Source organism: Variovorax sp. J2P1-31, assembly GCF_030317215.1.
Lineage (GTDB): Bacteria > Pseudomonadota > Gammaproteobacteria > Burkholderiales > Burkholderiaceae_C > Variovorax.
Window position 1 is genome coordinate 723,574 of the sequence record NZ_JASZYA010000003.1, and the last position, 25,100, is coordinate 748,673.

At 72.2% G+C, this 25,100-nt stretch carries 13 protein-coding genes; 1 reads left to right on the top strand and 12 read right to left on the bottom strand.

All coding sequences use genetic code 11. From position 1 onward, the window contains the following. Positions 1–23 precede the first annotated feature (23 nt). Positions 24–533 (bottom strand): RNA polymerase sigma factor, encoded by a 510-nt coding sequence (locus tag QTI20_RS23240; RefSeq protein WP_286553979.1) that lies wholly within the window; start codon positions 531–533, stop codon positions 24–26. After that, complete coding sequence (locus QTI20_RS23245; protein WP_286553977.1) at positions 530–1,213, bottom strand: secretin and TonB N-terminal domain-containing protein; 684 nt, start codon at positions 1,211–1,213, stop codon at positions 530–532. Before QTI20_RS23245 ends, QTI20_RS23240 begins: the two co-directional genes overlap by 4 nt. A 264-nt stretch (positions 1,214–1,477) precedes the next feature. Here QTI20_RS23245 and QTI20_RS23250 point away from each other — a divergent pair, with 264 nt between their 5' ends. Beyond that, a complete protein-coding gene (locus tag QTI20_RS23250; protein WP_286553975.1) occupies positions 1,478–2,074 on the top strand; it encodes a chemotaxis protein CheB in 597 nt (198 codons plus the stop codon). Between the two features lie 4 nt (positions 2,075–2,078). Here the strand turns inward: QTI20_RS23250 and QTI20_RS23255 are convergent, their stop codons facing one another. From QTI20_RS23255 to QTI20_RS23300, 10 genes are all read right to left on the bottom strand, one after another. After that, positions 2,079–2,327: a hypothetical protein gene (locus QTI20_RS23255; RefSeq protein WP_286553974.1), complete on the bottom strand. Its 249-nt coding sequence runs from the start codon at positions 2,325–2,327 to the stop codon at positions 2,079–2,081. A gap of 5 nt (positions 2,328–2,332) precedes the next feature. Beyond that, on the bottom strand, positions 2,333–2,842 hold the full coding sequence (locus QTI20_RS23260) for a YbjN domain-containing protein (protein ID WP_286553972.1): 510 nt from the start codon (positions 2,840–2,842) through the stop codon (positions 2,333–2,335). A 40-nt stretch (positions 2,843–2,882) separates the two neighbouring features. Next, positions 2,883–4,028, bottom strand: a complete 1,146-nt coding sequence (locus tag QTI20_RS23265; RefSeq protein WP_286574278.1) for a peptidylprolyl isomerase — start codon at positions 4,026–4,028, stop codon at positions 2,883–2,885. Beyond that, positions 4,025–4,738, bottom strand: a complete 714-nt coding sequence (locus tag QTI20_RS23270; protein WP_286553970.1) for a hypothetical protein — start codon at positions 4,736–4,738, stop codon at positions 4,025–4,027. The genes QTI20_RS23265 and QTI20_RS23270 overlap by 4 nt, the downstream gene beginning before the upstream one ends. Positions 4,739–4,748: 10 nt before the next feature. After that, positions 4,749–6,509, bottom strand: coding sequence for a putative porin (locus QTI20_RS23275; protein WP_286553969.1), 1,761 nt, complete (start codon positions 6,507–6,509; stop codon positions 4,749–4,751). Positions 6,510–6,559: 50 nt separating this feature from the next. Further along, positions 6,560–7,291 carry an energy transducer TonB gene (locus tag QTI20_RS23280; RefSeq protein WP_286553968.1) on the bottom strand — a complete coding sequence of 244 codons (732 nt, stop codon included), beginning with the start codon at positions 7,289–7,291 and terminating at the stop codon, positions 6,560–6,562. Positions 7,292–7,301: 10 nt separating this feature from the next. Beyond that, positions 7,302–7,712 (bottom strand): ExbD/TolR family protein, encoded by a 411-nt coding sequence (locus QTI20_RS23285; protein WP_183028102.1) that lies wholly within the window; start codon positions 7,710–7,712, stop codon positions 7,302–7,304. Between the two features lie 15 nt (positions 7,713–7,727). Further along, entirely contained in the window at positions 7,728–9,593 is a 1,866-nt protein-coding gene (locus tag QTI20_RS23290) for a DUF2341 domain-containing protein (RefSeq protein ID WP_286553965.1), read from the bottom strand. A 61-nt stretch (positions 9,594–9,654) separates the two neighbouring features. Then, a complete protein-coding gene (locus QTI20_RS23295) occupies positions 9,655–11,292 on the bottom strand; it encodes a ShlB/FhaC/HecB family hemolysin secretion/activation protein (protein ID WP_286553964.1) in 1,638 nt (545 codons plus the stop codon). A 252-nt stretch (positions 11,293–11,544) separates the two neighbouring features. Continuing rightward, on the bottom strand, positions 11,545–25,071 hold the full coding sequence (locus QTI20_RS23300; protein ID WP_286553963.1) for a filamentous hemagglutinin family protein: 13,527 nt from the start codon (positions 25,069–25,071) through the stop codon (positions 11,545–11,547). Positions 25,072–25,100 lie beyond the last annotated feature (29 nt).

The following is a 25,100-nucleotide window of genomic DNA, read 5'->3' on the forward strand; positions in this document are numbered from 1 at the left end:
AACTGCACACCTGCGGCGCGGCCTCATCGCATGCGCTCCGTCACATGCTCGTGGGCGCGGCGCAGTTCGCGGTCGACCAGGCTCACCGACACGCCCAGGCGCCGCGCCACTTCCTGGCGCGGCATCTCGTCGACCCGGATCAGGATCAGGATGCGGCGGCGCCGCGGCGGCATCTCCTCGAGCACGGCCGCGAGGCGCTGCGCCTCGGAGCGGGCCTCGGCGGTCTGCGCGGGGCCGGGCGCGGGGTCGCTCAGGCTGTCGAAGATCTGCTCCACCTCGGCCCCGCCCAGGAAGCGGCCTTCGGCGCGCAGCCGGTCGAGCGCGGCGTTGGTGGCCATGCGCATCAGGTAGCTCAGCGGGTACTGCACGGGCGCGGCCGATTCGGCGCCGCCTTCGAGGCGCAGCCAGGTGTCCTGCAGCGCGTCGCCCGCCAGGTCGGCGCTGCCCAGCTGCAGCGTCAGCCGGCGCTTGAGCTCCTCGTAGCGGCCCAGCATGAAGTCGCGCAGCGCGCCCAGCCCGGTCTTCTCGCTCATCGGGCCTCGCAGTCGCGCGCGGCCGCCAGGGCGCGTGGCACGATCAGCATGACGAAGGGCTCGGCCGAATGGCCCGCCGGCGGCGCACGGCCCACGCGCACCTCGCGCAGGGCCTGCAGGATGGCGCCGTCGCGCGTGGCATCGCCGGTGCTGTCGAGCAGCATCGGGCGCGCGATGCGGCCCTCGGCATCGACCTGGAAGCTCAGCGCCACGCGCCAGCCGTCGGGCATGGTGCGCGCGTCGCGGCAGAAGATCTCGCGCACGCGGGACTGCAGCAGGCCGTCGTAGACCGGATCGCGCGGGGCCGCCGCCGCGACGCCCGGCGCCGGGGCCGCCTCACCCCCCGGTTCGAGCACGAAGGCCCCGGGCGCGGTGAAATGCACCGCGAGGCCCGAGCCCTCGAGCAGCAGGCGCAGCGCGGCCTCGGGCGGGTAGCGACCGGCCAGGGCCGGTGCACGCCGGCCCGCCACCTTGTCGGCCTGGTAGAAGCCCGACCAGCCCGTCATCGCGCCGAAGGTCTCGAGCGCTTCGGCCAGCGGCTGGGCCGGCAGGTCGAAGGCCATGACCGCGGCACGCGAGGATGCGGATTCAGGCCGCTGCACGGCCGCCGGTCCGGCCAGCGCCAGGCTCATGCCGATCGCCAATGCGAACGCGCAGGCGAGCGGAGCCGGGGTTGCCATGGGCGGGGGGAGGTCATGCGGTGCAGGGGGGACGCCGCGAAAAGGCACGGCGGGTGTCGCAGCGCATGCTGCCCGCGCAATTTGACCGGCGCGTGACGAAGGCCCCGAAAGTCGCGCACACCGGGGCAGCGAAGGTAGGCATCGCCCTACAAGGGATGGGCGTGCATCGATGTAACTTCGCCTTCACATTCCAGGCCGAGACGCATTTCGCGTCATGCGCCTGCCCTCCCGGCAGGCGGGCGGTCCTGGCAACAGGAGCTGCCCATGGACGTGGTCGTCATCGGTGGAGCCACAGGTGCGCTCGACGTGCTGAAGCGCCTGGTTGCTGCCCTGCCCAGCAATTTCCCCGCCGCGGTCGTCGTGGTGCTGCACCCCGACGAACGACATCCCAAATCCCTGGCCGCGGCCTTGATGAAGGCGACGCCGCTGGACGTCTCCTATGCCGACGCCGGCGAGACCCTGCGACGCGGGCATCTCTACCTGGCCCCGCCGGATCACCACCTGGTGTTCGACGCGGCCGGCCAGCTGGAACTGGACGACGGGCCGAAGGTCCGGCTCCAACGCCCGGCGGCCGACCGCCTGTTCAAGAGCGCGGCCCGTGTCTTCGGCCGGGAGGTCATCGGCGTGCTGCTGAGCGGCAGCGGCAACGACGGCACCGACGGCCTGATCGCCATCAAGGGCGCGGGCGGCCTCAGCATTGTCCAGAGCCCCAGCGATGCGCAGGAACCCGGCATGCCCACCTCGGGCCTGCTCAACGACAGCCCCGACCATGTGCCGCTCGCGGAGGAGCTCGGACCGCTGATCCAGCAGCTGGTCGAGCAGCGGGCGCAGCGCACGAGCCGACGCACCGTCGCCCTGTAGGACCCTACCCCCGCCAGTGGCGCCGCGCCTCGTTGAGTTCGGCCATCGAGATGTGCAGTTCGGCCATGGTCTGGACCATGAGTTCGAGCAGCGCCGCGCGCTGGCGCAGCCGCGCGGCCTCGGCGCGCTGGGCGCGCTGGGCCTGCTGCGTGGCGGCCCGCAGCGCGCGTTTGGCAGGCGAGTCGGGTCCGCTGGTGTCGTGCAGCGAGGGCGCGTCGGCCCGGGGCCCGGCCACGCCGGCAGCGAGGCGCATGGGGCTCACGCCTCGACGGCGGCTTCCACGGCGGCCGGCGCATCGGCCTGGGCCTCGCCTTCGGCTTCCGAAGCCGCCTTGTAGTTGCGCAGGTGCAGGAAGAACTGGCCCATCATCTGCGTCCACAGGTTGAGCGACAGCGCCAGGTGGGCCGGGGCCACGCCGCCGGCGGCCACCACGTCCATCTCCAGCACCACGAAGTCGCCGTGCTGCGCCACGCGCGCGAAGCGCTTGCTGCGGTGCCACGACGAGAGCACGCCCTCGGGCAGCGTGCCGCCCTGCACGCGCAGCGGGCAGCTCAGCGTGAGGTCGGCGTACTCGCCGGCGGCGATGGGGTTGCCCCACAGCACCTGGAAGCCGATGCCGTGGCTGGCGCTGTGCAGGCGCACCACGCCGTCCTGTTCGACGGCGGTGACGGCACAGCCGGCGGCCTGGATGGCATCGGTCACGACGGCGGCGTTGAGGCTCTGCAGCAGCGCGGGCGCGGCGGTGGTGGGGGTCGATTTTTCGGTCATGGAAAGGGTCTCCGGAAGAGGTGAGGAAGAGGGTGTGGAATCAAGGGGTCTGGCGCAGCGCCGCGTCGAGGGCCGCGCCGTCGATGGTCACGCTGCCGGCCGGCGCGAGGCCCGCCATGTGCGCCTGCACCAGCTGCTGCTGGCGCTGCTGGCGCAGCGCGGCCTGCAGCTGCGGCTTCATTTCCTGCAGCGTGGCGACGCGCGCCGGCTGGGTCTCGAGCAGCTTGACGATGTGGAAGCCGGCGTCGGAGGCCACGGCCTCGCTGACCTCGCCCACCTTGAGCTTGCCCACCACCGTGCGCACCTCGGGCAGCAGCTGGGCCAGCGGCAAGGCGCCGACCTCGCCGCCGCGCTCGGCGCTGCGCTTGTCGTCGGAGCGGCTGCGCGCCAGGCTCGCGAAATCGCCGCTGCGCGCCTGCGTGGCGAGCTTGCGGGCTTCGTCGCGCACCTTGGCCTGCGCGGCCGCGTCGCCGGCCGGGGCGGCCAGGTAGATCTGCGCCACGCGGTAGACCGCGGGCAGCGCGAAGCCGGCCTTGCCCTGTTCGTAGGCGGTGTTCACCTCGGCGTCCGAGGGGAAGCCTGCGGGCAGCTGGGCCAGCGATTCGAGGTAGCTGGTGGCCACGATGCGCTGCGTGATCTCGTCGACCGCGGCATCGATGCGCGCCTTGACCTCGGGCCGCTCGGCCCAGCCCTTGGCGCGGGCTTCGCGCAGCAGCGCTTCGCTGGCGAGCCGCTGGCGCAGCCAGTTGTCGAGCGCGCCGCGGTTGTCCTTGAGCGCCGCGCGCTCGGCTTCGGGCAGGCCCTGGAGCAGGCGCTCGACGTCGGCCCGGCCGACCGTCACCGCGCCCAGGCTGGCCACCACGGGGTTCGCGGGCGAGGCCTGGGGTGGGGTCTGCGCCGTCGCCGCGCCGAGGCACGAGGCCAACAGCACGCCGGCCGCGGCACGCAGCGAGGGCATGCGGACTGCAAATTGCTTCTTCATTCGGTTCATCTCTTTCACTGCGTTGTCAACCCACACCAGGGACCGCCGCGGCGCCTTCGCCACCGGCATGGCCGCGCCTTCCTGCTGCAGGCCGCGGTGTTCGTCACGGCTTCCCAGCAGCATGACGAAGCATTCGCGGCCGAGCAGCAGCAGGGTCGGTGCCGGCACGTCGATCAGGCGGCGGACCATGGTGCGTCGCTTCACTGCGCCGCGGCGGGGGCCGCCGGCGCGCTCACGCTGCGCGCGTCGAAGCGGCCTTCGTAGAGCTTGTCGCCGTACTGCTGCGCGATCTGCTCGTACTTCACGCGGCTCTGCGCGGCGAAGGGCTGGCGCGACGCGAGCACGCTGCCCAGGTCCACGGTCTCGTAGGCGCGCAGGATCTCCTGGCCCACGGCGTAGAGCTGCGTGTTCTTGGCCTCGCACTGCGTGACCGCGGTGCGTTGCAGCTGCGTCTCGGCGGCCAGGCGCTGGCGCTCGGCCTCCGAGGCGCGCGCCATCTTCAGCAGCTCGTCGTAGGCGTTGCGGAACTGCGCGACCTGCGCGGTGGCGCGCTCGGTCGCGGCCTGGGCCTGGGCCTTGACCTGCTGGCTGCCTTCGGTGGCCTGCGCGCGGCCCTGGCGCTCGGCGCCCAGCTGCGCCTCGGCGCGGGCCAGCGCCTTCTTCAGTTCGGCGACTTCGCCCGCCGGTGCCGCGGCCACGGGTGCCGCGGGGGCGGCACCGGACTTGAGCTGCGCCAGCTCGTTCTGCGCCTGCTGCAGCTGCGCGGTGGTGATGCGCAGCTGCGCGCGCAGCCGTTCTTCCATGCCCTGGCCCGGCGGCGTCTGGGCCAGTGCGGCACCGCAGGCCAGCGCGGCGGCCAGGCTGCAGGCCAGCGGACGCCAGCGTGCGAGCGATCGATTCGATGGGGTGTTCACGCGCCGCTCCTTAGAACCGTGCATTGAATTCGAGCTGCAGCGTGTCGATCGCCAGCGGCGCGCCGAAGACCTGCTTGGTCGCCGACCAGCGGCCGGTGAACCAGGCGTTCTTGTCGATCGCGTACGAAGCGCCGAGGAAGTAGCCCTTGGCGTTGGTGCCGCCCTGGTGGAAGGTCGAGTCGTTGAAGCCGTCGGGCAGCGCGTCGGGTTCGATGCGCTTGTAGCCGGCCAGCACGTTCCAGTCGCCGCGGGCCGCGGGCGTGGGCTTGCCGTAGGTGGCCTGCAGGCTGTAGGCGTTGCCGCCGCTCTGGAAGTCCGCCTCGGTGGTGGCGCCCGAGCCGCCGAAGTTGTTGATGATGCCGCCGCGTGCGCGGGCGAACATCTCCGACTTGTCGTAGGCCATGTTGCGGATGAAGTTGGCGTCCAGGCGCAGCGCGTTGCCCGCGACGCGCGTGTCCCAGCGGAAGTTCAGGTCGACCAGCTGGAACTTCGAGGCCAGGCCCACGTACTGTGGCTGCGGCGTGTTGCCCGGGTCCAGCGGGTTGAGCGCGATGTCGCGCAGCAGCATCAGCGTGTTGCCCTTCTGCATGAAGGCCGGACGTGCCCAGTCGGTGCTGCAGCTGTCGGCGCCCGCATACAGCGCGCACGGCGTCGAGACCTTGCCTTCGGTGTTCTTGAAGTCGTAGTAGGCGATCGCGCCGCGCAGGCTGTTGACGCTGTCGAGCTTCCAGCGCGCGCCGGCCTGTGCGCCCAGCAGCCACTTGTTCTCGCTGGCCATCTTGTCCTGCTGGCGGCTGGGGAAGCTGTCCGACGAGTACTCGAGCGGGATCAGGCCCAGCGTGCCGAAGACCGAGATGTCCTTGTTGGCCAGCGTCTTGTCGAACTGCGCGGCGATGCCGTCGAAGTTCAGGTCGCTGGAGAACAGCGTGTCGGTCGAGACGAAGGGATTGCCGAAGCGCCCGCCGGTGAAGGTGAGCCATTCGGTCGGCTGGTACGACAGCCACATCTGGTCGAGCCAGACGTTCTTCTTGGACAGGCCGCCGCCCAGCGTCTGGGTGGTCGACACCGGGCTGCCGTCGCTGCCCGAGGCCAGGCGGATGCCGGCCTTGGTCTGGTCGCTGATGTCCGCGAAGATGCCCAGGCGGGCGCGGGCGCGGAACTGGTTGCGGCGGTCCTGGCGCGTGTTGAGCAGCGAGGGCAGCGCGAGGTTGGTGTTGTTGTTGACGTCGAAGCCGTTGCCTTCGTTGAAGGCCGGCCAGTTGATCTCGATGTTGGAGTTGCCGCCCGAGTAGCTGCGCGACTCGTTGCGCACGCGCACGTCGCCTTCGACGCGGATGCGCTTGCTCCACTCCGGCGTCTCGTTGGGCGCGGCCCAGCCTTCGGACTTGGCCTGCGCCATGACCTGGCCCTTGACCTCGTCGCGGATCTGGTCGCGCACGGTCTGCGAGATGTAGGGCACGCGCACGTCGCCCGGTTCGACGCGCAGGCCGCCACCGGCCGTGGCCGCCGGTGCGGCGGCCGCGGCCTGGCGCTGCAGCTGCTGCGCGGCCATGGCTTCGGTCTGGGCCTGCGCCAGCAGCGCCTCGCCCACGTCCTTGCTCAGCGTGCCGCTTTGCATCAGGCCGCGGACCAGGCGCACCATGGCGCTGTCGCCCACCGGTGCGGCGGCGGTCTGCGCATGGGCTGCGGAGCCCATCGCGCCCAGCAGCGCGAGGGCGGAGGCCGCCGCCAGCGACTGCGCGCTGCGTCGGAGAGTCTTGGATTGGTTCATCGGATTGCTCAGGAAATTGGATGGAATGGACGGGGTGCCGCGCGCCTCGGTCAAGGCCGGCGCCCCTTCATGGACACGCGCATCGGGAAGCGCGCGGAGGCCGGCGGGCTCTCGTCGATGCGGGTCATCTCGCGGGCCATGGCGAGCACGGCCTCGTCGGACTGCGGGTTGCCGGTGCTCTTCACCAGCTGCACGCGCGTGGTCTTGCCGGCCGCGTCGAGCCACAGGTCGATCTGGATGTCGTCGAAGGTCAGTTGCCGGGTGCGCGGGTCGCGCGCCAGGGCCTGCTGCAGCGCATTGGCCACGTAGCGCCCGTAGGAGCCGCTGCCCAGGCCGCCGCCGCCACCGCCACCGGTCATGCCGCCGCCACGTCCGGCCGCGATGCCGAAGGCGTCGGTGCCGGCCTGCGCCGCGCCGTCGATGGTCACCGGGTCGCCCACGTCCTGCGACGGGCTGGGCGGCGCGTCGTCCTTGGGCGGCTCCTTGTTGTCGATCGGCGTCGGCTCGGGCTCGACCACGTCGGGCTTGACCTTCTCGGGTTCGGGCTCGGGCAGCTTCTCGGGCTCGGGCGGCGGCGGCGGTGGGGGCGGCGGCAGCATCAGCATCGGCGCGTCGGCCACCTGGCGCTTCTGGCTGGCCGTGTCGGACAGCAGGTACCAGACCAGCGCCGCCAGCAGCGCCAGCACCACCGCACCGATGACGACACCGCCCCAGCGACGCCACAGGCCGGCCGCGTCCTTCGACGCCGGCCGCCGCGGGCTGGTTGGATGGGCTAGGTTCACGGGCACGTCCTCAGCTCGGCTTGCCGGTCACCAGGCCGACCTGGTTGAGCTCGATGCGGCGCAGCAGGTCGAGCACCTCGACCACCTTGGCGTACTGCACCGCGGCGTCGCCGCGCACGATGACCGGGAAGTCCGGCGACAGGGCCTTCTCGGTGCGCAGGCGCTCCTCGAGTTCGGCCAGCGAGACCGGGTAGGCGTCGAGGAACAGCTGGCCCGCGTTGTCGACCGTGATGGCCTTGGTCTTGGGCTTCTCGAGCGCGATCGAGGAACTGGCCTTCGGCAGGTCGACCTTGATGCCGGGGATGCTGGCGTTGCTGGTGAGGATGAAGATCACCAGCACCACCAGCAGCACGTCCACGAAGGGCGTGATGTTGATGCCGCCGGAGCGCTTCTTGGTGCCGAACTTGGCAGGGTTGGCCATGGTCTTCTCTCGGCCTCAGGCAGCCACGTGGCCAGGAGCGGAAGTCCAGCCGGCGTCGGCGTCGATGCCGGCGCGGCGCGCGCTGCGTGCCGGCGCGGCCTGCGGCAGCGAGCGGCCTTCGCCCTGCTCTTCGGCCAGGCGCGTGACGAACTCGTCGACGAACACCGCCATGTCGGCGCCGATGGCGTCCGAGCGCGAGGCGAGCCAGTTGTAGCCGAACAGCGCGGGAATCGCGACGCCCAGGCCGGCGGCGGTACACAGCAGGGCCGCGGCCATGCCGGGGGCCACCGAGTTGATGTCCACCGCGCCGGCCATGGCCGCCACGACGAACACCAGCATGATCCCGATCACGGTGCCGAACAGGCCGACGTAGGGCGCGCCTTCGATGGTGGTCGAGAGCCAGTTCATGCGCTTGGACATGCGCTCGTTCTCGCGCACCATCACGCCGTCCATCGCGGCGCGGATCGCACCGATGGTGGAGGCCGACACGGAGTTGAGGTCGTAGCCGCGGTCATGGCGGCGGCGCATCTCGTCGACCGCCACTTCGTACAGGCGCCACAGCGAGGAGTCGGCCTTGACCTGCTCGGACACGGCGTTGCTCACGGCCAGGCGGTCCAGCGGGGCACCGGCGGTTTCGCGGAACAGGCCGATGAAGGCGGCGTTGGCGCGCGAGGCGGCGCCGTAGCTGCGACCCTTGCCGATCATGATGGCCCACGACAGCACCATCATCAGGCCCAGCAGCGCGACCACGATCCAGGCGTCCAGCGGCATGGCCGCGAGGATGAAGCCGAAGTGGCTCTTGCCGGCCTGCTGCTCGTCGGCACCGAAGACGGCGAGACGCGATTCGGCGCCTTGCGACACGGCATCGGCCAGCAGCAGGGCGTCGGGGCGCGCGACCTTCGACAGGCGCACTTCGTCGATCGCGCCGGTGAAGGCGGCCAGTGCCGGCACGGCGGCCTGGCCGGCCGGCGTGGCGGCGGCGGCCGCATCGGCACCGATCGAGGCGGCACTGGCGAGTGCCGGCATCGCGGCGGCGAGCGAGACGGTCGGACGGCCGCCCACGAACAGCGTGGCGTTCTGGCCGTCGGACTTCAATGCCAGGTAGGCCCACTGGCCGGCCTGGATCGGCTGGCCGGGCGCGCTGCGCTGGCCGTTGATGCGCACGAAGGGCACGCCCTGGTCGACGCCGATCACGAGTTCGCTGGCGCCGTCGCGGCGGGCATAGACCACCTGCTGGGCACCGAGCTGCTCGGGCTTGATCCAGGCCGAGAAGGTGAACGGTGCACCGGCCTTCTGTGCCAGCGAAGGCGAGGCCGGCAGCATCAGCGCGTCACGGCCGAGCTGCGCGCCCTTGCCGATCACGGTGCCGTCGAGGCTGACCACGGCGCTCTGGCCATGGTTGCCGTAGGCGGTGGTGTCGCGCGGCGGCACGTTGGCTTCGGCGAAGTGGTAGACCAGCGTGTAGTCGGGGTCGTAGGTGCGCTGGCCGTTGCCCGAGGCCGGGGCCTTGGGGTTGCCGTAGTACATCCACAGCTTCTGCGGCGCACCCGCGCCGACCGCGGGCACGTCGACCCAGATCAGCGCCATGCCCAGCAGCGGGTCGAACTGTTCGATCTGGTGGTTGAGCACCGTCTTGTCGTCGCCGGCGACGAAGCGCAGGTCGGCGCCGGTCTCGTTCACGCCCTGGAAGCTGAAGTTGCCGGTGTGCAGGCGCACCAGCACCGGGGTGCGGCCGGCGTCGCCGCCGATCGCGCCGGCCTGCGGGCCGCCGTCGACGGTGAGGGGCTTGCGGTAGGCCCAGTCGGGCTGCCACCAGGCGTGCGCCAGGCCCGGCAGGAGCGTGCTCAACAAGGTGAGCAGAACAAATAGTGTGCGTCGCATGACAGAGTTCTCCGGAAGCTCGTAGGAATGACGATGAAAGATCGAGGGGTCGTGCCGACGGTCAGTAATTGGCCGTCAGGCTGAAATTGATGCGGGTGTCGTGCTTCTCGGTGCGCGCACCCTTCTTGAGCGGATAGCCCACGTCGACGCGGCCGTTGAGGCGCTCGGCGACGCGGAAGGTGGTGCCGAAGCCGACCGAGGCCAGCGTGAAGCCGTCCTGCTGTTCGGCCAGCGGGCTCTTCAGGCGCAGCCGGCCCGCATCGGCGAAGGTGTAGAGGCGCCAGTTCTCGACCATCGGGCCGAGCCAGTCCAGCGGCTTGGTGCGCCACTCGAGCGAGCCGACCAGGCCGATGTCGCCGGTGCTCTCGGCCGACAGGTAGCCGCGCACCGAGTTCATGCCGCCGGCGGCGATCTGCTCGCTCGACACCAGCGGCGAATCGCTGAGCTGGCCCGAGAGGCGGAAGCCGATCTGCGAATCGCCAGCCAGCGTGTAGCTGCCGTTCAGGTCGCCCTTGAGCACCATGAAGCTGGGCGAGGACTTGTAGCGCTTGTAGTCGAAGGCCTGCCAGTCGCTGCCGTAGCCGAAGGAACTGCGCGTGCCGGTCACCAGCGACAGGCCCAGGCCGACCTGGCTGCGCTCGGCCTGCAGGAAGCCGTTGTAGCCGAGCGTGATGGGCGCGTACTTGAGCGGCACGGTGTCGCCGGTCTTGCCCAGCATCAGCGCTTCCTTGTTGTCCTTGAAGTCGATGCCCACGCTCAGCGTGTGCCACCAGTCGCCGGCGTTGGGCACGGTGTAGGTGGCCTTGAAGCCGATCGAATGGCCCTTGCCCAGCACGTTGGTGCCGCCCACGGTGGCGACCGCGCTGTCGGACTTGTAGGCCGAGGCTTCGAGCGCCCAGGCGGTGCCGGGGATCGGGGCGCTGTACGAGGCCGAGATCACCTGCGTCTGGTTCAGGTCCTGCGGCGCACCGAAGAAGCTGATCGAGGCGCTGTGGCCCATCTGCCAGAGGTTGTCGTGGCCGATCGAGGCGGTGCCGCGCAGCTTGCGCGTGTCGGCGCTGTAGTCGTTGTTGAGGCCCAGGCTGGCGCGCCACGGGCTCTCGTCGTCGACCTTGAGGTCGACGTCCATGGTGCCGGGCAGCGCGCCCTGCTTGACCAGCGGCATCACCTGGCGCTTGCCGCCGCGGTTGAGCGCGGTGAGCTGGGTCTGGGCCAGGTTGAAGTCGGGCACCTGGCCTTCGCGCAGCGCGGGCACCTGCTCGCGCACGTCGACCGGCGAGGTGTACTCGGAGCCGATCACGCGCACGCGGCCCACGCGGGTCTCGTTGACCTGCAGGAACACGATGCCCTCGGTCACCTGCTGCTCGGGCAGGTCGACGTAGACCGACTGGAAGCCCTTGGCCTGGTAGACGGCCAGCAGCGCATCGCGCGCGCCCTCAATGTCCTTCATCGTGCGCTCGGGCCCGAGGAAGGGCGTCACGGCCTGCTCGATGTCGCGCACGTCGAGCGCGGTGTTGCCGCGCACGATGTACTCGACGACATCGACCTTGCGCTGCGCTTGTTCGGCCGCGGGCTGCGCGGCGGCCGCGGGCGCGTCCGCGGCCTGGGCACCGGCGGCCAGGGGCACGGCCAGGCTCAGCACGGCCAGGCACACCGCTGTCCAGCGCATCGGCGGCCTGTTCTCGTTCAGTTCATGCATGGGTCCAACTCGATCTTCAAAATGGATGCGACGCGATGCCGGTCAGGGCACCGCGCAGGAAGGTGAAGCCGCACGGCGCACGGTCGAAGCCGACCCATGATGGAAGTCCTTCATGTCGCAGTTGCGTACGGATACATAGACGCAACCGGCGCGCGGCGACTGTCGTTTGTCACGAAAACTTCATCAAAAAAGAAAGGCGGCCCCTTTGCGGCGGCCGCCTTCTTCACGAGACGAGAGAACCGGATCGCGGGCTCAGAGTCCCAGCGTGCGGCGCTCGGCAGGCGTCAGCTGGTTGCGCGCGCCTTCGTCGACGCGGCTGGCCTGGCCCAGCACCTGCACCGCGCTCTCCGGCCGGTAGCCGACCGGCGCCGCCGCGGGGGCGCCGGACGAGCGCGCGCCGCCGCCGTCCACCGGCTCGTTGCCGAAGCCCAGCACCCGCACCGTGAACACCGAGGGCAGCGCCTGGCGTGCCGCCGCGCGTTCGCGCTGCATCACCTCCTGCGCCGCGCCCGCGGCCTGCGCGGCGGCGGCGCTGGCGTTGGTCAGCGCGCCCACATTGACCGAGGCCACCACCGGCATGCCGATCGACTGGCCCTTGACCTGGATGTTCTCCGCGTTCACCACCTGCAGCGCCGCCAGGTTGACGTTGCCCGAGACCCGGATGCCGGCCTCGCCCGCATCGATGGTGCCCAGTGGCGCGATCAGGTCGACATCGCCCGGCGGGATCTCCGGGATCGGGTTCAGCGTGGCGATGCCGGCGCCGGTGCTGGGCGTGGCCGGCGACAGCGTCACGTTGCCCACGCTGTCGTAGACGCGCCGCTGCGGCGTGGCCACCACCGTGGTCTTGGCGCCGCGGCCGGCGTTGATGTCGCCCTCGGCCGACCAGGCCAGGATGCTGCCGCCGAAGGTGGTGAAGATGCGGCTCTGCCCCATCAGGATGTCGCCCTTCGCGTAGATGTGGATGTCGCCCTCGCCCAGCGTCATCACGCCCGAGCCCGGGCCCGGCACGAAGCCGCCGTCGACGCCCACCAGCGTGCGCCCGCCCGGCGTCATGATGCTGATGTCGCCGCCGAAGTTGGTGTGGATGCCCGCGTCCAGCACGTCGTAGAAGGACACGCCGTAGCCCGGCCGGTTCAGCGCCACCCACTCCGCGTAGGTCAGGTAGTTCACTCCGGGGCGCGGGCGCGCCTGGCCGGTGTTGTTGTTCACATAGTCGGCGTTGTAGTAGAGCGCGCTGCTGAACATCGTCAGGTCGCCCGCATACGACAGCGCCTGGCCCTGCGCGTCGTGCGAGGGCAGCAGCGTGGCGATGGCTTCGCGCCCGCGCAGGTAGCTGCCGAAGCGCTTGCCGCCCTCGTCGTTGTACTCGCGCCCGCCGGCCTTGATCTCGGCGTAGTAAACGTTGCGCAGGAAGGCGCTGCGCTGCTCGGCCGGCAGCGCGTCGAAGAAGGCGCGCGCATCCATGGTGGCGGCATCGAAGTGCAGGCCCGAACGGTTGCTGCCCGCCTTGCCGAAGCGTTCGTTCAGCCAGTTGACCAGGTGCAGCCGGCTCTCGACCTTGTACTCGCGGGCCAGCGCCCGGCCGGCGTCCGTGCCGCCGCCGGCCAGGGTCTGCTCGCGCTGTCGGTCGAGCTTGCCCTGCTGCGTGGCCAGGAAGGCCTCGGCGCCGGCCTCGTCGCCGGTGTAGCCGAACTCGCGCGCCAGCCATTGCGACAGCCTGAGCTGGCCGCTGTACACGGTCAGCGCGGTGCCCGGCTGGTCGGCAAAGGGCAGATCGGGGTTCGCCAGGTGGGCCGGATCCAGGTAGCGCGCGGCGAACGCGTCCCAGTGCGCCCCCGTGCCCAGGCCGGCAGCCACGGCAATGCTGGCACCGCTGGCGCGGTCGCCCGGCACCCCGTCGACGACCGGGCCCAGGCTCTTGAACTCGCCCTTGTCGGCCAGGTAGACGTTGCGACCGGCGCTCACGTCCAGCAGGCCGGGGCCGGTAACGTAGAAGCTGCTGTAGCGGATGTCGCGGCCGGCCTGCACCACCGACACGTCATCGGCGAAGGTGTGCGCGATCAGGTTGCCGCGGGTGTCGCCGATGGAGCCTTTGACATTGACGGTGGTGTCGGCGCGGCCGAGCTGCGTGCCCGAATCGGTGATGTCACGGCCGGCGCGAATCGCCACCGGCATCGAGCCTTCATGGCGCGAGCCCTGGGCGCCCGCTGGAAAGCCCAGCAGCACCTCCTGGCCCACACGCAGGCCGACGATGTCGCCGTCCACCGCGTAGTAGCGCGCCGGTGCCTGGCCCACGCTGGCGTAGGCGCTGGTGGCCGTGCTGCCGAAGGTGAACAGCGGCGCCACGTTGTAGCGCCCACCCTGCGTGCTGATCCAGGTGTTGCGGCTCGCCATCTCGGCCGCGGTGTTGTGCACCCAGAGCGGATCCCAACCGTAGGGTCCTCCGCCCGAGTCCGCCACCTGGCCGACGAAACCGGGCCGGAACACGCTGGCCAGCGCGGCCGGGTCGGCCGTTGAGGCGCTGAACACGAAGCCGCTGCCGAAGATCGAGTCGCGCGCCAGCAGCTGCAGTTCGCCGCGGCCGGTGGCATTGGCGAACTGCGCATCGGTGGGCGACGGCGCCAGCACCACGCCGAAGCCCACGCGCAGCGGCGTACGGCCGAAGTTGTTGGTCAGCGGGGTGGTGCTCACGCCGTAGTACAGGCTGCCGTTGGCCGCCGCCGCGCGCACGATGGATGGATAGAAATAGCCATCGCTGTTGGACGACTGGTTGCGGCCGTCGCCGTTCCAGCGCACGTCTTCCTGCGCCCCGCCTTCGGCCCAGGCCGTAGTGGGGGTGAGGTTCCCGCCTGCGCTCAGCAGGTCGAGGGCCGTGGCCGGCGTCCACATCGAGAACCAGGTCCAGCCCAGGTCCGCATGCTGCGTGCCCTGGTAGGAGAACGAGGTCGATTCGAGCATCAGCGTGCGCCCGGGGTCGGCCACGCCGCCCAGCACCAGGTCGCCGCGCGTCTCGATGCGCACCGTGCTGTCGCCCAGCACCAGGATCGGGCCGCCGCCGGCCAGCACCGCCCCGGCCGCGAACGGGTCGCCGGTGCGCGTGTCCACCAGGTTCAGCGCGCCATAGCGCGGCTGCGTGCCGCCGATGGCCCCGGCGTCGATGTGCAGCGCGCCGCGCAGGTTGACGAAGGTGCTGTTGAGGTCGTGCTCGTTGCGACGCCAGGTGGCGTCGGGGTTGAGCGTGCCGCCCAGGCGCAGGTCCAGGTCGCCGCCGCCGGTCTGCACCAGCGTGCCGTCGGCCGTGATGCGGCCGGTGCTGGCCACGGCCAGGTGCAGGCCCTGGCTGCGCGGGTTGTGCGACGACGGGTCGAGCTGCTGGCCGGACGGGTTGGGCCGCGTGCTGCCGCGCGGGTCGATGATGCCGGCGTTGCCGCCCGCTTCCACCCGCAGGTTGCCGCCACCCAGCGTGCCGACGCCGGTGAAGCCGACCAGGGACGGGTCGTTGCCGTACAGGTAGGTGCCGTACTCGTCGGGATGGCCGTCGGCGCCGCCGCCCACGTAGGTGCCGAAATTGATCCACCAGGCCGTGGGCACGGCGCTGGCGCCGCTTTCCACCGAACCGGTGCCCTGGCGCCAGAGCCAGTTGCCCACCGCCGTGCTGGCGTGCTGCTGGCGCGTGGTGCCGAAGGTGTAGTAGGGCTCGATGTAGGCGGCGTTGTTGCCGATCAGGTCGCCCGTGAGGTCGCCACCGGCCCGCAGCAGCACGTTGCCGCCGCGCTCGGGGTACCAGGCCGCATAGAGGCTGGCGGCGCCGCCGTCCACCAGGGGTTCGAAGGCCGCGCCTGCGGTCTGCAGGATGGTGCCGTCGGCGGCCCGGGCCCGCGCACGGTCGAAGCCCGCGCCCGGCATGGCCGAGGGCGTGCCGGCCGTGTACACGCCGTAGGGCGTGCGCAGGTCCAGGTCGCCGGCGGCGATCAGGTCCAGATCGCCGGTGCCGGTGCGCAGCACGCTGAACAGCTGCTGGCGCGCCGGCTTCATCACCGTCTCTTCGCCCAGGAACTCGACCACCGTGCCGAAGCCGTAATCGTTGAGTTCCTCGACCTTCTGCCAGATCAGCCCGTAGTCCTTCAGCACCTGGATGGTGTCGGGCTTCAGCAGCGTCCCCGGCTGCCAGTCGAAGCCGTAGTACAGGCTCATCATCTCGAGGAAGCCGGGGTCGACGCCGAGCGGCAGCTGGTAGGTCTGGTCGTAGGCGGTGCCCAGGCCGAAGTGGGTATCGGCCAGCTGCAGCCGCGCCGTGCTGCCGGGCCGGGTCAGGCGCGAATCGGCGGCGCCGAGGTCGGCGCCGGCCACCAGGCGCAGGTCGCTCGACTGCGAGCCCGGCGCCAGCATGGGTGCCAGCGCCCAGGTGCGGCCCTGCCGGCCCTGCGCGTCGGCGGGGCGCAGATCGACCACCGTCGCGCCGTCCGGCAGCACCACGTCGGTTTCCGAGGGCACGATCGCGCCCTTGGCCAGGGTCAGCGGCTGCGCCAGCGTGAGGTCCATCGGCAGCTTCCGGCCGGCCGGCCAGACGCTGGCCGCCAGCTTGGTGAGCGCCGTGAGGCGGAAGCCCGCCTCCAGCCGCAGGCCGGCCGCGAGCAGCAGCGGCTCGCGCAGCACGGTGCCGGCGGCGTGCAGCAGCGTGCCGTCGGCATCGCGCACGGCCGCGGCCAGCACGGTGCCGGCAGGCAGCGTCAGGCTCTGGCCGAGCGGCATGGCCACGGGCAGCACGCTGCCGGCGGGCAGCGTCAGGTCCGTGACCGGCAGGTCGTAGTTGAGCGTGCGGCCGGCCTTGAACACCGTGCCCACGTCCAGCGTGGCCACGCCCGCATGCGGGATCACCAGGTCGCCGCCGAAGGGCATGCGGCCGGCCGGCAGCACCCAGCCCTTGTCGTCGGGCGTCTCGCCCAGCCGCGAGCCATCGAAGCCGTCGCTGATGCTGCCGAAGATCTGCAGGTTGCCACCCGCGCGCAGCACCAGCGCGCCGGCCTCGCCGGAGCCGTGCACGCCGGTCCGCTGCGAATGCGGGTTGACGCTGGCGTAGCGGTGGCCCGACAGGTCGATGTCGCCATCCACATGCAGGTCGCCCGTGGTGGCCACTTCGACGCCGGGACGCAGGCGGAACTGGTCGGTGTAGGCCCGCAGGCCGGCGAGCCTGCCATTCATCAGCGCGCCGTTGGCCAGCGCGTTGCCGATGAAGGTGGCGCTCTCGGCGTGGCGCGCGTCCAGCCAGGCCTGGTCGATGGCCTGGTAGGGGCGGCCGTCGACCGTGGTCTCGGTGCCCAGGGGCGCGTCGTCGTAGCGCTGGAAGGCGTTGAGCGCGATGGAGCGCGCGCCGGTGATGGTCAGCGCGCCGGCGGCATCGATGTCCACGTCGTTGCCGGTGGCGCCGCCCAGGCGCCGGGCATTGAGCGCCACCGTGCCGTAGCGGGCATCCGCGCCGGCCACGTCGAGCCGCAGGGTGGCGCCCTGCGCCAGCACCAGGCGGCCGTCGCCCGCATCGATCTCGATCACGGCGCGGTTGGGCGCCTCGATGGCCTGGCCGTAGCTGTCGCGGCGCAGCACGCTGGCGCTGGCATCGAGCACGGCCGTGCCGGCCAGGGTCAGGCCGTGGTTCGCGGCCAGGCGGATGGTGCCGGCCTGCTCGCCGCTGGCATCGACGCGGCCGTTCACCGTGAGCTGGCCGTGGTCCACCGAGACGTTGATCTCGCGCGCCTTGAGCTCGTCGCCGATCACCAGGTCGCCCTGGCCGAGGCGGAAGCTGCGGCCGCCGAACACGCCGCCGTCGGTCAGGCGCTTGTTGAGGCCGGTGAAGTCGTCGATGCGCAGGCCATGCACTTCCACCGTGCCGGCCGCGAAGGGCACCTGCGTGCCGCCGGCGTCGTAGCGGCCGCTGGTGCGGCCGTCGATGGCGCCGGCCAGGCTCACCGCGCCCTCGGCGGCGATGGCCGCGAGGCGGCCGGCGCGGTTGCGCGCCGCCGACAGATCGATGCGCGAAGCGGCGGCCTGCGTGACGTCGCCGGAGCGGCTTTCCAGCTTCAGTTCGCCGCCCCAGCTGTAGCTGCTGACGTCGAAGAAGTCGATCTTGCGGCCCGCCAGGTCCAGCTGCGCGCCGTCGTCCAGCCGCACATCCTCGCCGGCCGACAGGCCGAGCTTGCCGCTGGGCAGCAGCACCGCGGTGTCGAGCGTGAGCCCTCGGCCCGCATCGAGCGAGAGCGTGGCGCCCAGCGCATCGGCCAGCGTGGCGTTGTCGGGCAACGGCGAGGCGCTGCCGGCCGGGGCCTTGGCCGTGATGGCGCCGCCGGCCTTGAGGGTGTTCACCGAGCCGGCGTGGCCGGTCAAAAGCGGTGTCAGCAGGTGCAGGTCGCCACCGCTGTAGTGGTAGGCCTGGGCCACGTCGTCCCAGGCGCCCTGCGACCGGTACACGGCCAGCGAGCCCTTGTGGTTGGCGGTGATGCGCTCGCTGGCGTTCAGGTGCACGCTGTCGAAGCCGAGCACCAGGCGGTCGTGGCTGTTCAGGGTGTCGGCCTGGCTGCGCGGGCCGTAGCCGAATTCGATCTGGCGCGCGTCCACCACGAAGCGGCCGCTGCCGCTGCCGGCGCCGCCGGTCACCAGCGCGCCCGGCGGGGTGAGCGCACCGTTCCACACCAGCGTGTCGGTCTCGATGCGCGCCACGTCGCCGGCCTCGCCCCAGCCGTAGATCGCGGGCGAGCCCAGCACCAGGTTCTTCAACGCGGAGCGGCCGGTGGCTGCGTCCACCGTCGACAGCTTCACGCTGCCGAAGAAGTTGACCGCGTCGCGCGCGCTCAGCACCAGGTTTTCCAGTGCGGGCGCACCCGTGCGGGTGTCGCCCCGCAGCAGGCGGTCCAGCACCTGCTGGTCGAGCGTGAGGCCCGCGGGCAGGATGCCGCCCTCATGGGCGGTGGCCAGCTGCGCCTGCGTGCCAACGTTGATGGCGCCCACGGCCAGCACCAGGTCGCGCGCGCCATAGCGCACCGAATCGTCCAGCAGGAAGGACTGGTCGGTCACCGCGGTGATGGTGCCCTCCGAATACAGGCGGGTCTCGCCGGTGCAGCCGGCGCCGGCGGCGCAGCTGCCGATGTGGATGCGGCCGGCGCCGGCGCCCGGCGTGCTGGTGGTCGTGGGCGGCAGCACGTCGAGGCGGCCGTTGCTCAGCGCCAGCACGGAAGTCGGTCCCGGCGCGACGACGTAGCCGTCGGCCGCGCTCCAGGCGGCCGCGCCGCGGCGCAGGGTGTCGATGCCCGCGCCCTGCTCCAGCGTGATGCCGCCGTCCGCGCGGCCGGTCACCAGGAAGACCTGCGGGGCGGACAGCACCGCGCCCGCGCGCAGCACGATCTCGCTGGTGGGGCTGGAGGACGAGCCCAGGCCGACGCGCCAGGCGTCGGCGGTCGAGCCGTAGCCCGCGACGGCGCTGAAGGTCGAGGCAGGCAAGCCACCGATGGCGATCACGCTGGCGCCGATGCCGTTGAGCAGGTCGGCCTGCACCGAGAGGCCGTCGTGGCCCGCGGTGGGCGCGGCGCCGGCGGCCAGCACCTCGATCCGCGATCCGAGCAGCGACACCGTGCCGCCGCGCCCTCCCTCGGCCGCGGCGAACTGCACCGTGCCGGGGGCGATCTGCAGCTGCGCGCCCGGCAGCAGCGAGAGCACGCGCGCATCGCGCTCGAGCTGCGGGCGCGGCACGCTGTCGCGCAGGGCCCAGTTCAGGCCGAACTGCGCGTAGCTGGTCTCGTTGTATTGCGCGTAGCTGCGCAGCGTGTCGGCCGGCGTCAGCACGGCCTGCGTGCCCAGCGCATCGACGATGCCGGTGTGGGCCACGCCCAGGCGTGCCGCCGTGCTGTACGAGCCATTGCGCATGGCGTGGGTGAGGCCGAAGGCGGCGTGGCTCGGGGCCAGGCCGTTGAGTTCGACGCGGAAGGCGCCGGGCATCAGCGCATAGCTGGAAGGCAGCAGCGTGTAGGTGCCCGCGGGCAGCCCGGGCACGCCCGCGCCGATGGTGATCTGGCGGCCCACCCCCGGGTCGCCCGCGCCCTTCTCGGCCGCGACCGGTGCGGCCGCGGCCTGCACGCCCGGCACGATGGCGTAGACCGGGTTGGTGGCCAGGCCCGGCAGCACGAAGCGGCCGTTCGCCTGCACCTGCAGCAGCGGGTGCAGGCGCGCGTCGGTGGACCCGCCACGGCCCGACAGGAAGCCCGCGCCCTGGAGCTCACCGCCGCCGCGCAGGTCCAGCGTGGCGCCGGCCTGCACATCGATGTCGCGCGCCGTCAGGCGCACGCTGCCCAGCAGGTCGCCCAGCCCGTAGTAGGGCACGTCGAGGCCGGCATAGTTGTAGGTCAGCCCGTCGACCGTGCCGCCGTAGGGCATCACCAGCCCGGCCGCGCTCACCGAGGTGACGCTGCCCGGCAGCAGCTGCACGGTGGACGGCGGCGTGCCCTGGGCCGTGCCGACGCCCAGCGTGACCGTGCCCAGCGGCGCGCGCACCACGCCGCCCTGCACCACGTTGGCCGACAGCAGCTGCAGCGAACCGAACACCGCGTAGGGCAGCGCCGTTGCGGGCCCGCCGCTGTGCTCGATGCGCAGGCTGCGCGCCGGGTCGTAGCCGATCTCGAAGCTGCCCCAGTTGGACAATGCGCCGCGCTGGCCGGCGACGACCTGCGCGCGGGCGTCGGTGGCCGGGTACAGCTGGCTGGCCGCGAGCACCAGGTCGCCCACGGTGCTGAGCGAGGTATTGAAACCCACGCCGCGGCTGGAGGCCAGGAAACGCATGTCGCCCTGGCTGCGCAGCGTCACGAGGTCGAAGCCGGGCCGCGTGATGAGCGGATCGGCCGCCCGCACCTGGCCGAAGGTGCCGAACTTCACTTCGTCGAGCACGTCGAGCAGCGAGGACTCCACCAGCAGCCGCGATCCCGCGGCCACTTCCACCATGCCCAGGATGCCCGAAGGCTGGGGCATCGCACGCGGCAGCAGGTTGAAGTCCTTCTGGTTGCGTGTGACCCCGGCCAGGCGCACCTGCGGCGCGGCCAGGCGCACGCTGGCGCCCTCGGCGGACCCTTCGGCCAGGCTGATGCTGCCGGACGTGAGGCGCAGGCTCTGGCCCAGCCTCAGGTCGAGCCCGCCTTCCAGCGTGATCACGCCGCCGGACAGCAGGCTCAGGTTGTCGAAGCCGCCGGCCCCGACGCGGTCGGCGCCCAGGCGCGCATGGCCGTACACCAGCGCCGCATCGGCCTGGCCGGGCCGCAGGCCGGCCGCCAGCGCCTCGGGCGCCTGCCGGCTCAGCAGCGCGATCTCGCGCTGCACCAGCACGCCGGCGTCGGGGCCGGCACTGTTCACGTAGTTGGGCGTGTCCAGCGCCAGGGCCAGCGTGCCGCCCGCGGCACCGGCGCCACCCGCGGCCGCGCGCAGTTCGCCGTCGAGGTACAGGCCGTTGAAGCTGCTCAGGTAGATCAGGCCGCCGTGGGAGGCCACCACGGTGGCGCCCTGCTGCGGCAGGTCGAGCAGGGCCGAGGTGCCGGAGGCGTCCAGCCGCGCGCCGGGACGCACGACGATGAAGTTGTCGATGCCATTGGCCAGGGTGGCGTCGGCACGGTAGCCGCCACCGATCTGGATGCTGCCGCCGTTCAGCACCGTGCCATAGCGGTGCCCCAGCGCATCGGTGGCGGTGGCGGCCAGCCCGGCCACGTCGAGCACGGCCCGCGAGCCGATCCAGACCGAGCGGTCGTGCGCCTTGACCGAAGCGATGTCGTCATTGCCATAGCCCAGCGGCTGCACCTCGATGCGGCCGCCGGCGGCCTGCAGCGCGCCCTCGATCGTGATCTGCCCGTTGCCGGTGAGCGTGATGGCCTGCCCCGGATCGACCGTGAGCTTCGCATCGGCACCCACCGCCAGCGTGGGCGCCAGCGCGCTGGCCTGGCGGCCGGCCGTCAGCGCGATGCTGGCGCCGGCGCGCTGCCCCAGGCGGTGCGCCGCCGCGTCTTCGGTGAACAGCGGCGGCTCCCACAGGTTGAGCGCCTGCGCCGGCTCGGCGCCCGTGGCCAGGTCGTGGGCGGCGCGGCGATCGATCTGCAGCACCGGCATGCGCACGGCCACGTCGGCGCCTTCGGCCACCGCCACGCCGCCCAGGCCCACCACCTCGTAGCGCGAGAAGCCCAGGCCGAAGGTGTCGGCCGCCACGTGCATCAGCGGCGCCACGGCCACCGGCTGCGGCAGCACCGTGCCCGCGCGCAACACGGTGCCGGCGGCATAGGTGATGTCCTTGGGCGCGAGCGTGCCGGCCTTCATCACGCCGGCCGAGGGCGCAATGCCCATGCCGTCCGGGAAGGCATCGGCCGGCAGCACATAGCTCACCGGGAAGCCGCTCGCGTTGCTGATCGCCATGATCACGGTGCCGGCCGGCACGCGCACCGGCTGGTTCCAGGCGTACATGTTGATCTGCTGCCCCCCCATCCGGACGATGGAGTAGGAGTTGCTGCCGGTGGGCACCGGCGCCAGCCAGTCCGCGGCCAGCGTGATCCAGCTGGCGGACTGGTTCAGGTCGATCAGCGGCGAGCCGCCGACCGCCTCGCCCGGCAGCGCGCGGGTGCGCACGAAATGAAAGTCGGCCGGCAGCACCGCGCCTTCGGCCACGGTGAACGCGCCCTGCGTGACCAGGTCGGACAGGGAGGCCTGGCCCGCCGCCAGCGTGCCGTCGCTGCCGGCGACCTGGCCGCCGATGACCACCGCGTCGCCGGTCTGCAGGTGCAGCGTACCGCCGCCCTGCACGCCGTGGCCGCGCAGCTCGCCCTCCAGACGCAGGTGGCCGGCCTTGCCGCTGCCCGCCGGCAGGCCATCGGCGATCAGCGTGATGCTGCCGCCCTTGCCGCCGCGCGTCTTGCCGTCGGCCAGCAGTGCCGCGCCCGAGGACACGTCGAGCAGCGCGCCGGCGCCCACCGTCACGTCGCCGCTGCTGCGCAGCGCGATGCGGCCGCCGTGGACGTAGGGCAGGCCCCCGGCGTCGCTCGCGTCCTGGCGCAGGTTGGTCCACACGCCGCGCGCATCCAGCGTCACGCCCCCGGCCACGGTGGTGCGCTCGATGGCGCCGGCCGGCGTCTGCGCGGCGATGGGGCTGTAGAGCCAGCCCAGGCTGACGCTGGTGATGCGCTCGACCAGGTTGCCCAGGGCGATGCTGCCGCCGCGCGCCGTAAGGTCGGCATTCACCTGCACCTCGGTGGCATGCAGCGCGATGCTGCCGCCCTGCGCCACGCTGACGGCCTCGTCCACCGTCACGCTGCCGAGGGCGTAGGCATGCAGCGTGTCGAGCCGCTGCGCGCCGAGCCAGGCCGCATCCAGCACGATGCGGCCGGCGCCGGACGGACCGGTGCCGGCGTTGCCGATGAGCACCTCGTTCACCACGGCGCCCGGGTTGTCGCGCAGGGTGCGCGTGTCCTTGTCGTAGACCGCGGTGTAGCGGCCCACGATCAGTTGCGCACCGCGCGCCGCCGCCGTCTGCGCCTGCGCATAGCCGTCCAGGCCGGCATCGCGGGCGCGCGTCTGCTGCGGGCCCTGGTAGACGCCCGTCTCCAACTGCCCCTGCAGTTCGGCCGCCCGCGTCGCCACGATCAGCCGGCCCGCATCACGCCCCACCGTGTAGCCGCTCTCCAGCCGGCGCTCCGGCGCGATCAGCGGGCTGGCGAAGTTCTCGGTCACGCCCCAGCGCGCATGCGTGGACTCGAAGCCCTGGTACACGCCGGTGTAGAGCAGGTCGCCCGGTGCACGGGAAGCGCTGTAGAGGCGGCCGTCGGAGCCCTTGAGGAAGGTCTGCTTCACATAACCGGTCTGCACGTCGAGCGAACCGCCGGCCAGGTTGATCAGGCTGCCCTCGCGGGTGGCCACCTCGCCGCCGGTGAACTGCACCGTGCCGCCCTGCGCCGCCCATTCGCCGATGCCGTGACCGGTGATGCCCAGGTAGCCGCCCACCTCGAGCAACCCGCCCGCCGTGTACCAGCGGTCGGTTGCGTAGCCGTTGGTGCCCGCCGGGACCTTGACCAGGGTGCGCCGGTCGATCCAGATGTTCTTGTTGTTCAGGCTCTTGCCGTCGCGGTTGACGGGCGCGTCGCGCTGCTCGTTGCCCTGCGCATTGATGAGCACGTTGTTGGCTTCCATCGCCACGCGCACGCCCACGGCGCCGGACACGTCGATGGCGGCGCGCGCGGCCAGTTCGGCGCGTGCCGCGTTCACCAGCACCTGGCCGCCGGTGGCCAGCGTGAGCGAGTCGGCGCGGAAGTCGACCGCGCCCGCGCTGTCGATCAGCACCAGCGACTGGTCGCGCCGGTGCTGCACGCCGTCGCCGCTCTTGTCGGAGTCCTTGAGCAACGCATCGCGCTGCGCGTCCAGCGCGGTGGCGGCGGACTCGGACAGCAGCACGGCCGTGAGGCTGCCTTCGCCCAGCTGGACCCGGCCGTCGGTGTCGCCGCCCGCATTGTTCAGGTGCACCGTGCCGCGCACGTTCACCGAGGTGGTGGCCACCGCCACGCCCTGCTGGCGCACATCCTGGCCGGTGAGCGTGATGTCGCCGGTGACGGCCTGGATCAGGCCGGTGTTGCGGACCAGGCCGGCGGCCGAGCCGTCCAGGCGCAGCGTGGTCACCACGTTGCCGCGCGTGGTCGCGTTCGGGTTGGCTTCGGTGCCCTGCCCGCGGCGGATCACGAAGGCATCGCCCGCGGCCAGCACCGTCTGCCCGGCGGCCGTGTGGATCTGGCCCGCGTTGTGCACCTCGCGCCCCGCCAGCAGCACATAGCCGCCGCCGTCGGTGACGCTGGTCGGCTGCGCCGTCTGCAGGCGCGCGCCGGCCTCGACCACCACATCGGCCGTGGCCGCGCCGTGGCTGAAGCTGCTCGCCGTGGTCGCGAGGTCGTTGGCCAGGCTCGGGATGAACTTCGTGCCCTGGGCCTCGCTGAACAGTCCCTTCTTGAACTGCGCATCGCTCATGCCCACGGCCGAGGCCACCAGGTTGCGCGTGTCGACCTGGCTCGAGCCGCTGAACACGATGCCGTTGCGGTTGACCACCATCACCGTGCCGTCGCCCTTGACCTGCCCCTGGATCTGAGAGGGCCGCGCGTTCGGGTCGTTGACGCGGTTGAGCACGGCCCAGTCGGCCTGCTGCTTGAACTCGACCGTCGTGTTCCTGCCGACGTTGAAAGTCTCCCAGTTGAGGATCGCCTTGTCGGCGGTCTGCTGGATCGCGACGTTGGTGCGCCCCTCGACCTGCGATGGCACCGGCGCGTTGGCGTTCAACCAGCCCGCCGTGAGGCTGTTCGTGTCGACCTTGAGGCCGCCCTCGGCCAGCCCATCGGGCACGCCACCGCCGGCCGCCAGCGCCGCCGCGCGTGCCGCGGCCTGTGCCGCCTGCTGCGCCGCGATGCCGCGCGCCGCGAGGTTGAGGTTGTCGATCGAGCGTGCGAGCTGCGCGTTGGCCGCCTGCTGCTGTGCCAGCGGGCTGTTGAGCGAGGACACCGGCAGGCCGTTGGGCAGCCGGCCGGTCGCGGCCGCGGTGCTCTGCACCAGGTTCTTCTGCGCCATCCATGCGGGGCCCAGCGCGCGCTGCGCGTGGGCGCCGCCGGCGAGCAGCAGCACGACGACGGCCGCGGTCACGGGCTTCAGGCGCGGCGAGCGCATCGGCCGGCCGCGCGCGGCACCGCGATCGGGATGAAGGGAGGGGACGGGGCGTGCGGGGCTCTGGCGTGGCGACATGAGGGGACTCGTGAGGACGTCGGTTGGAT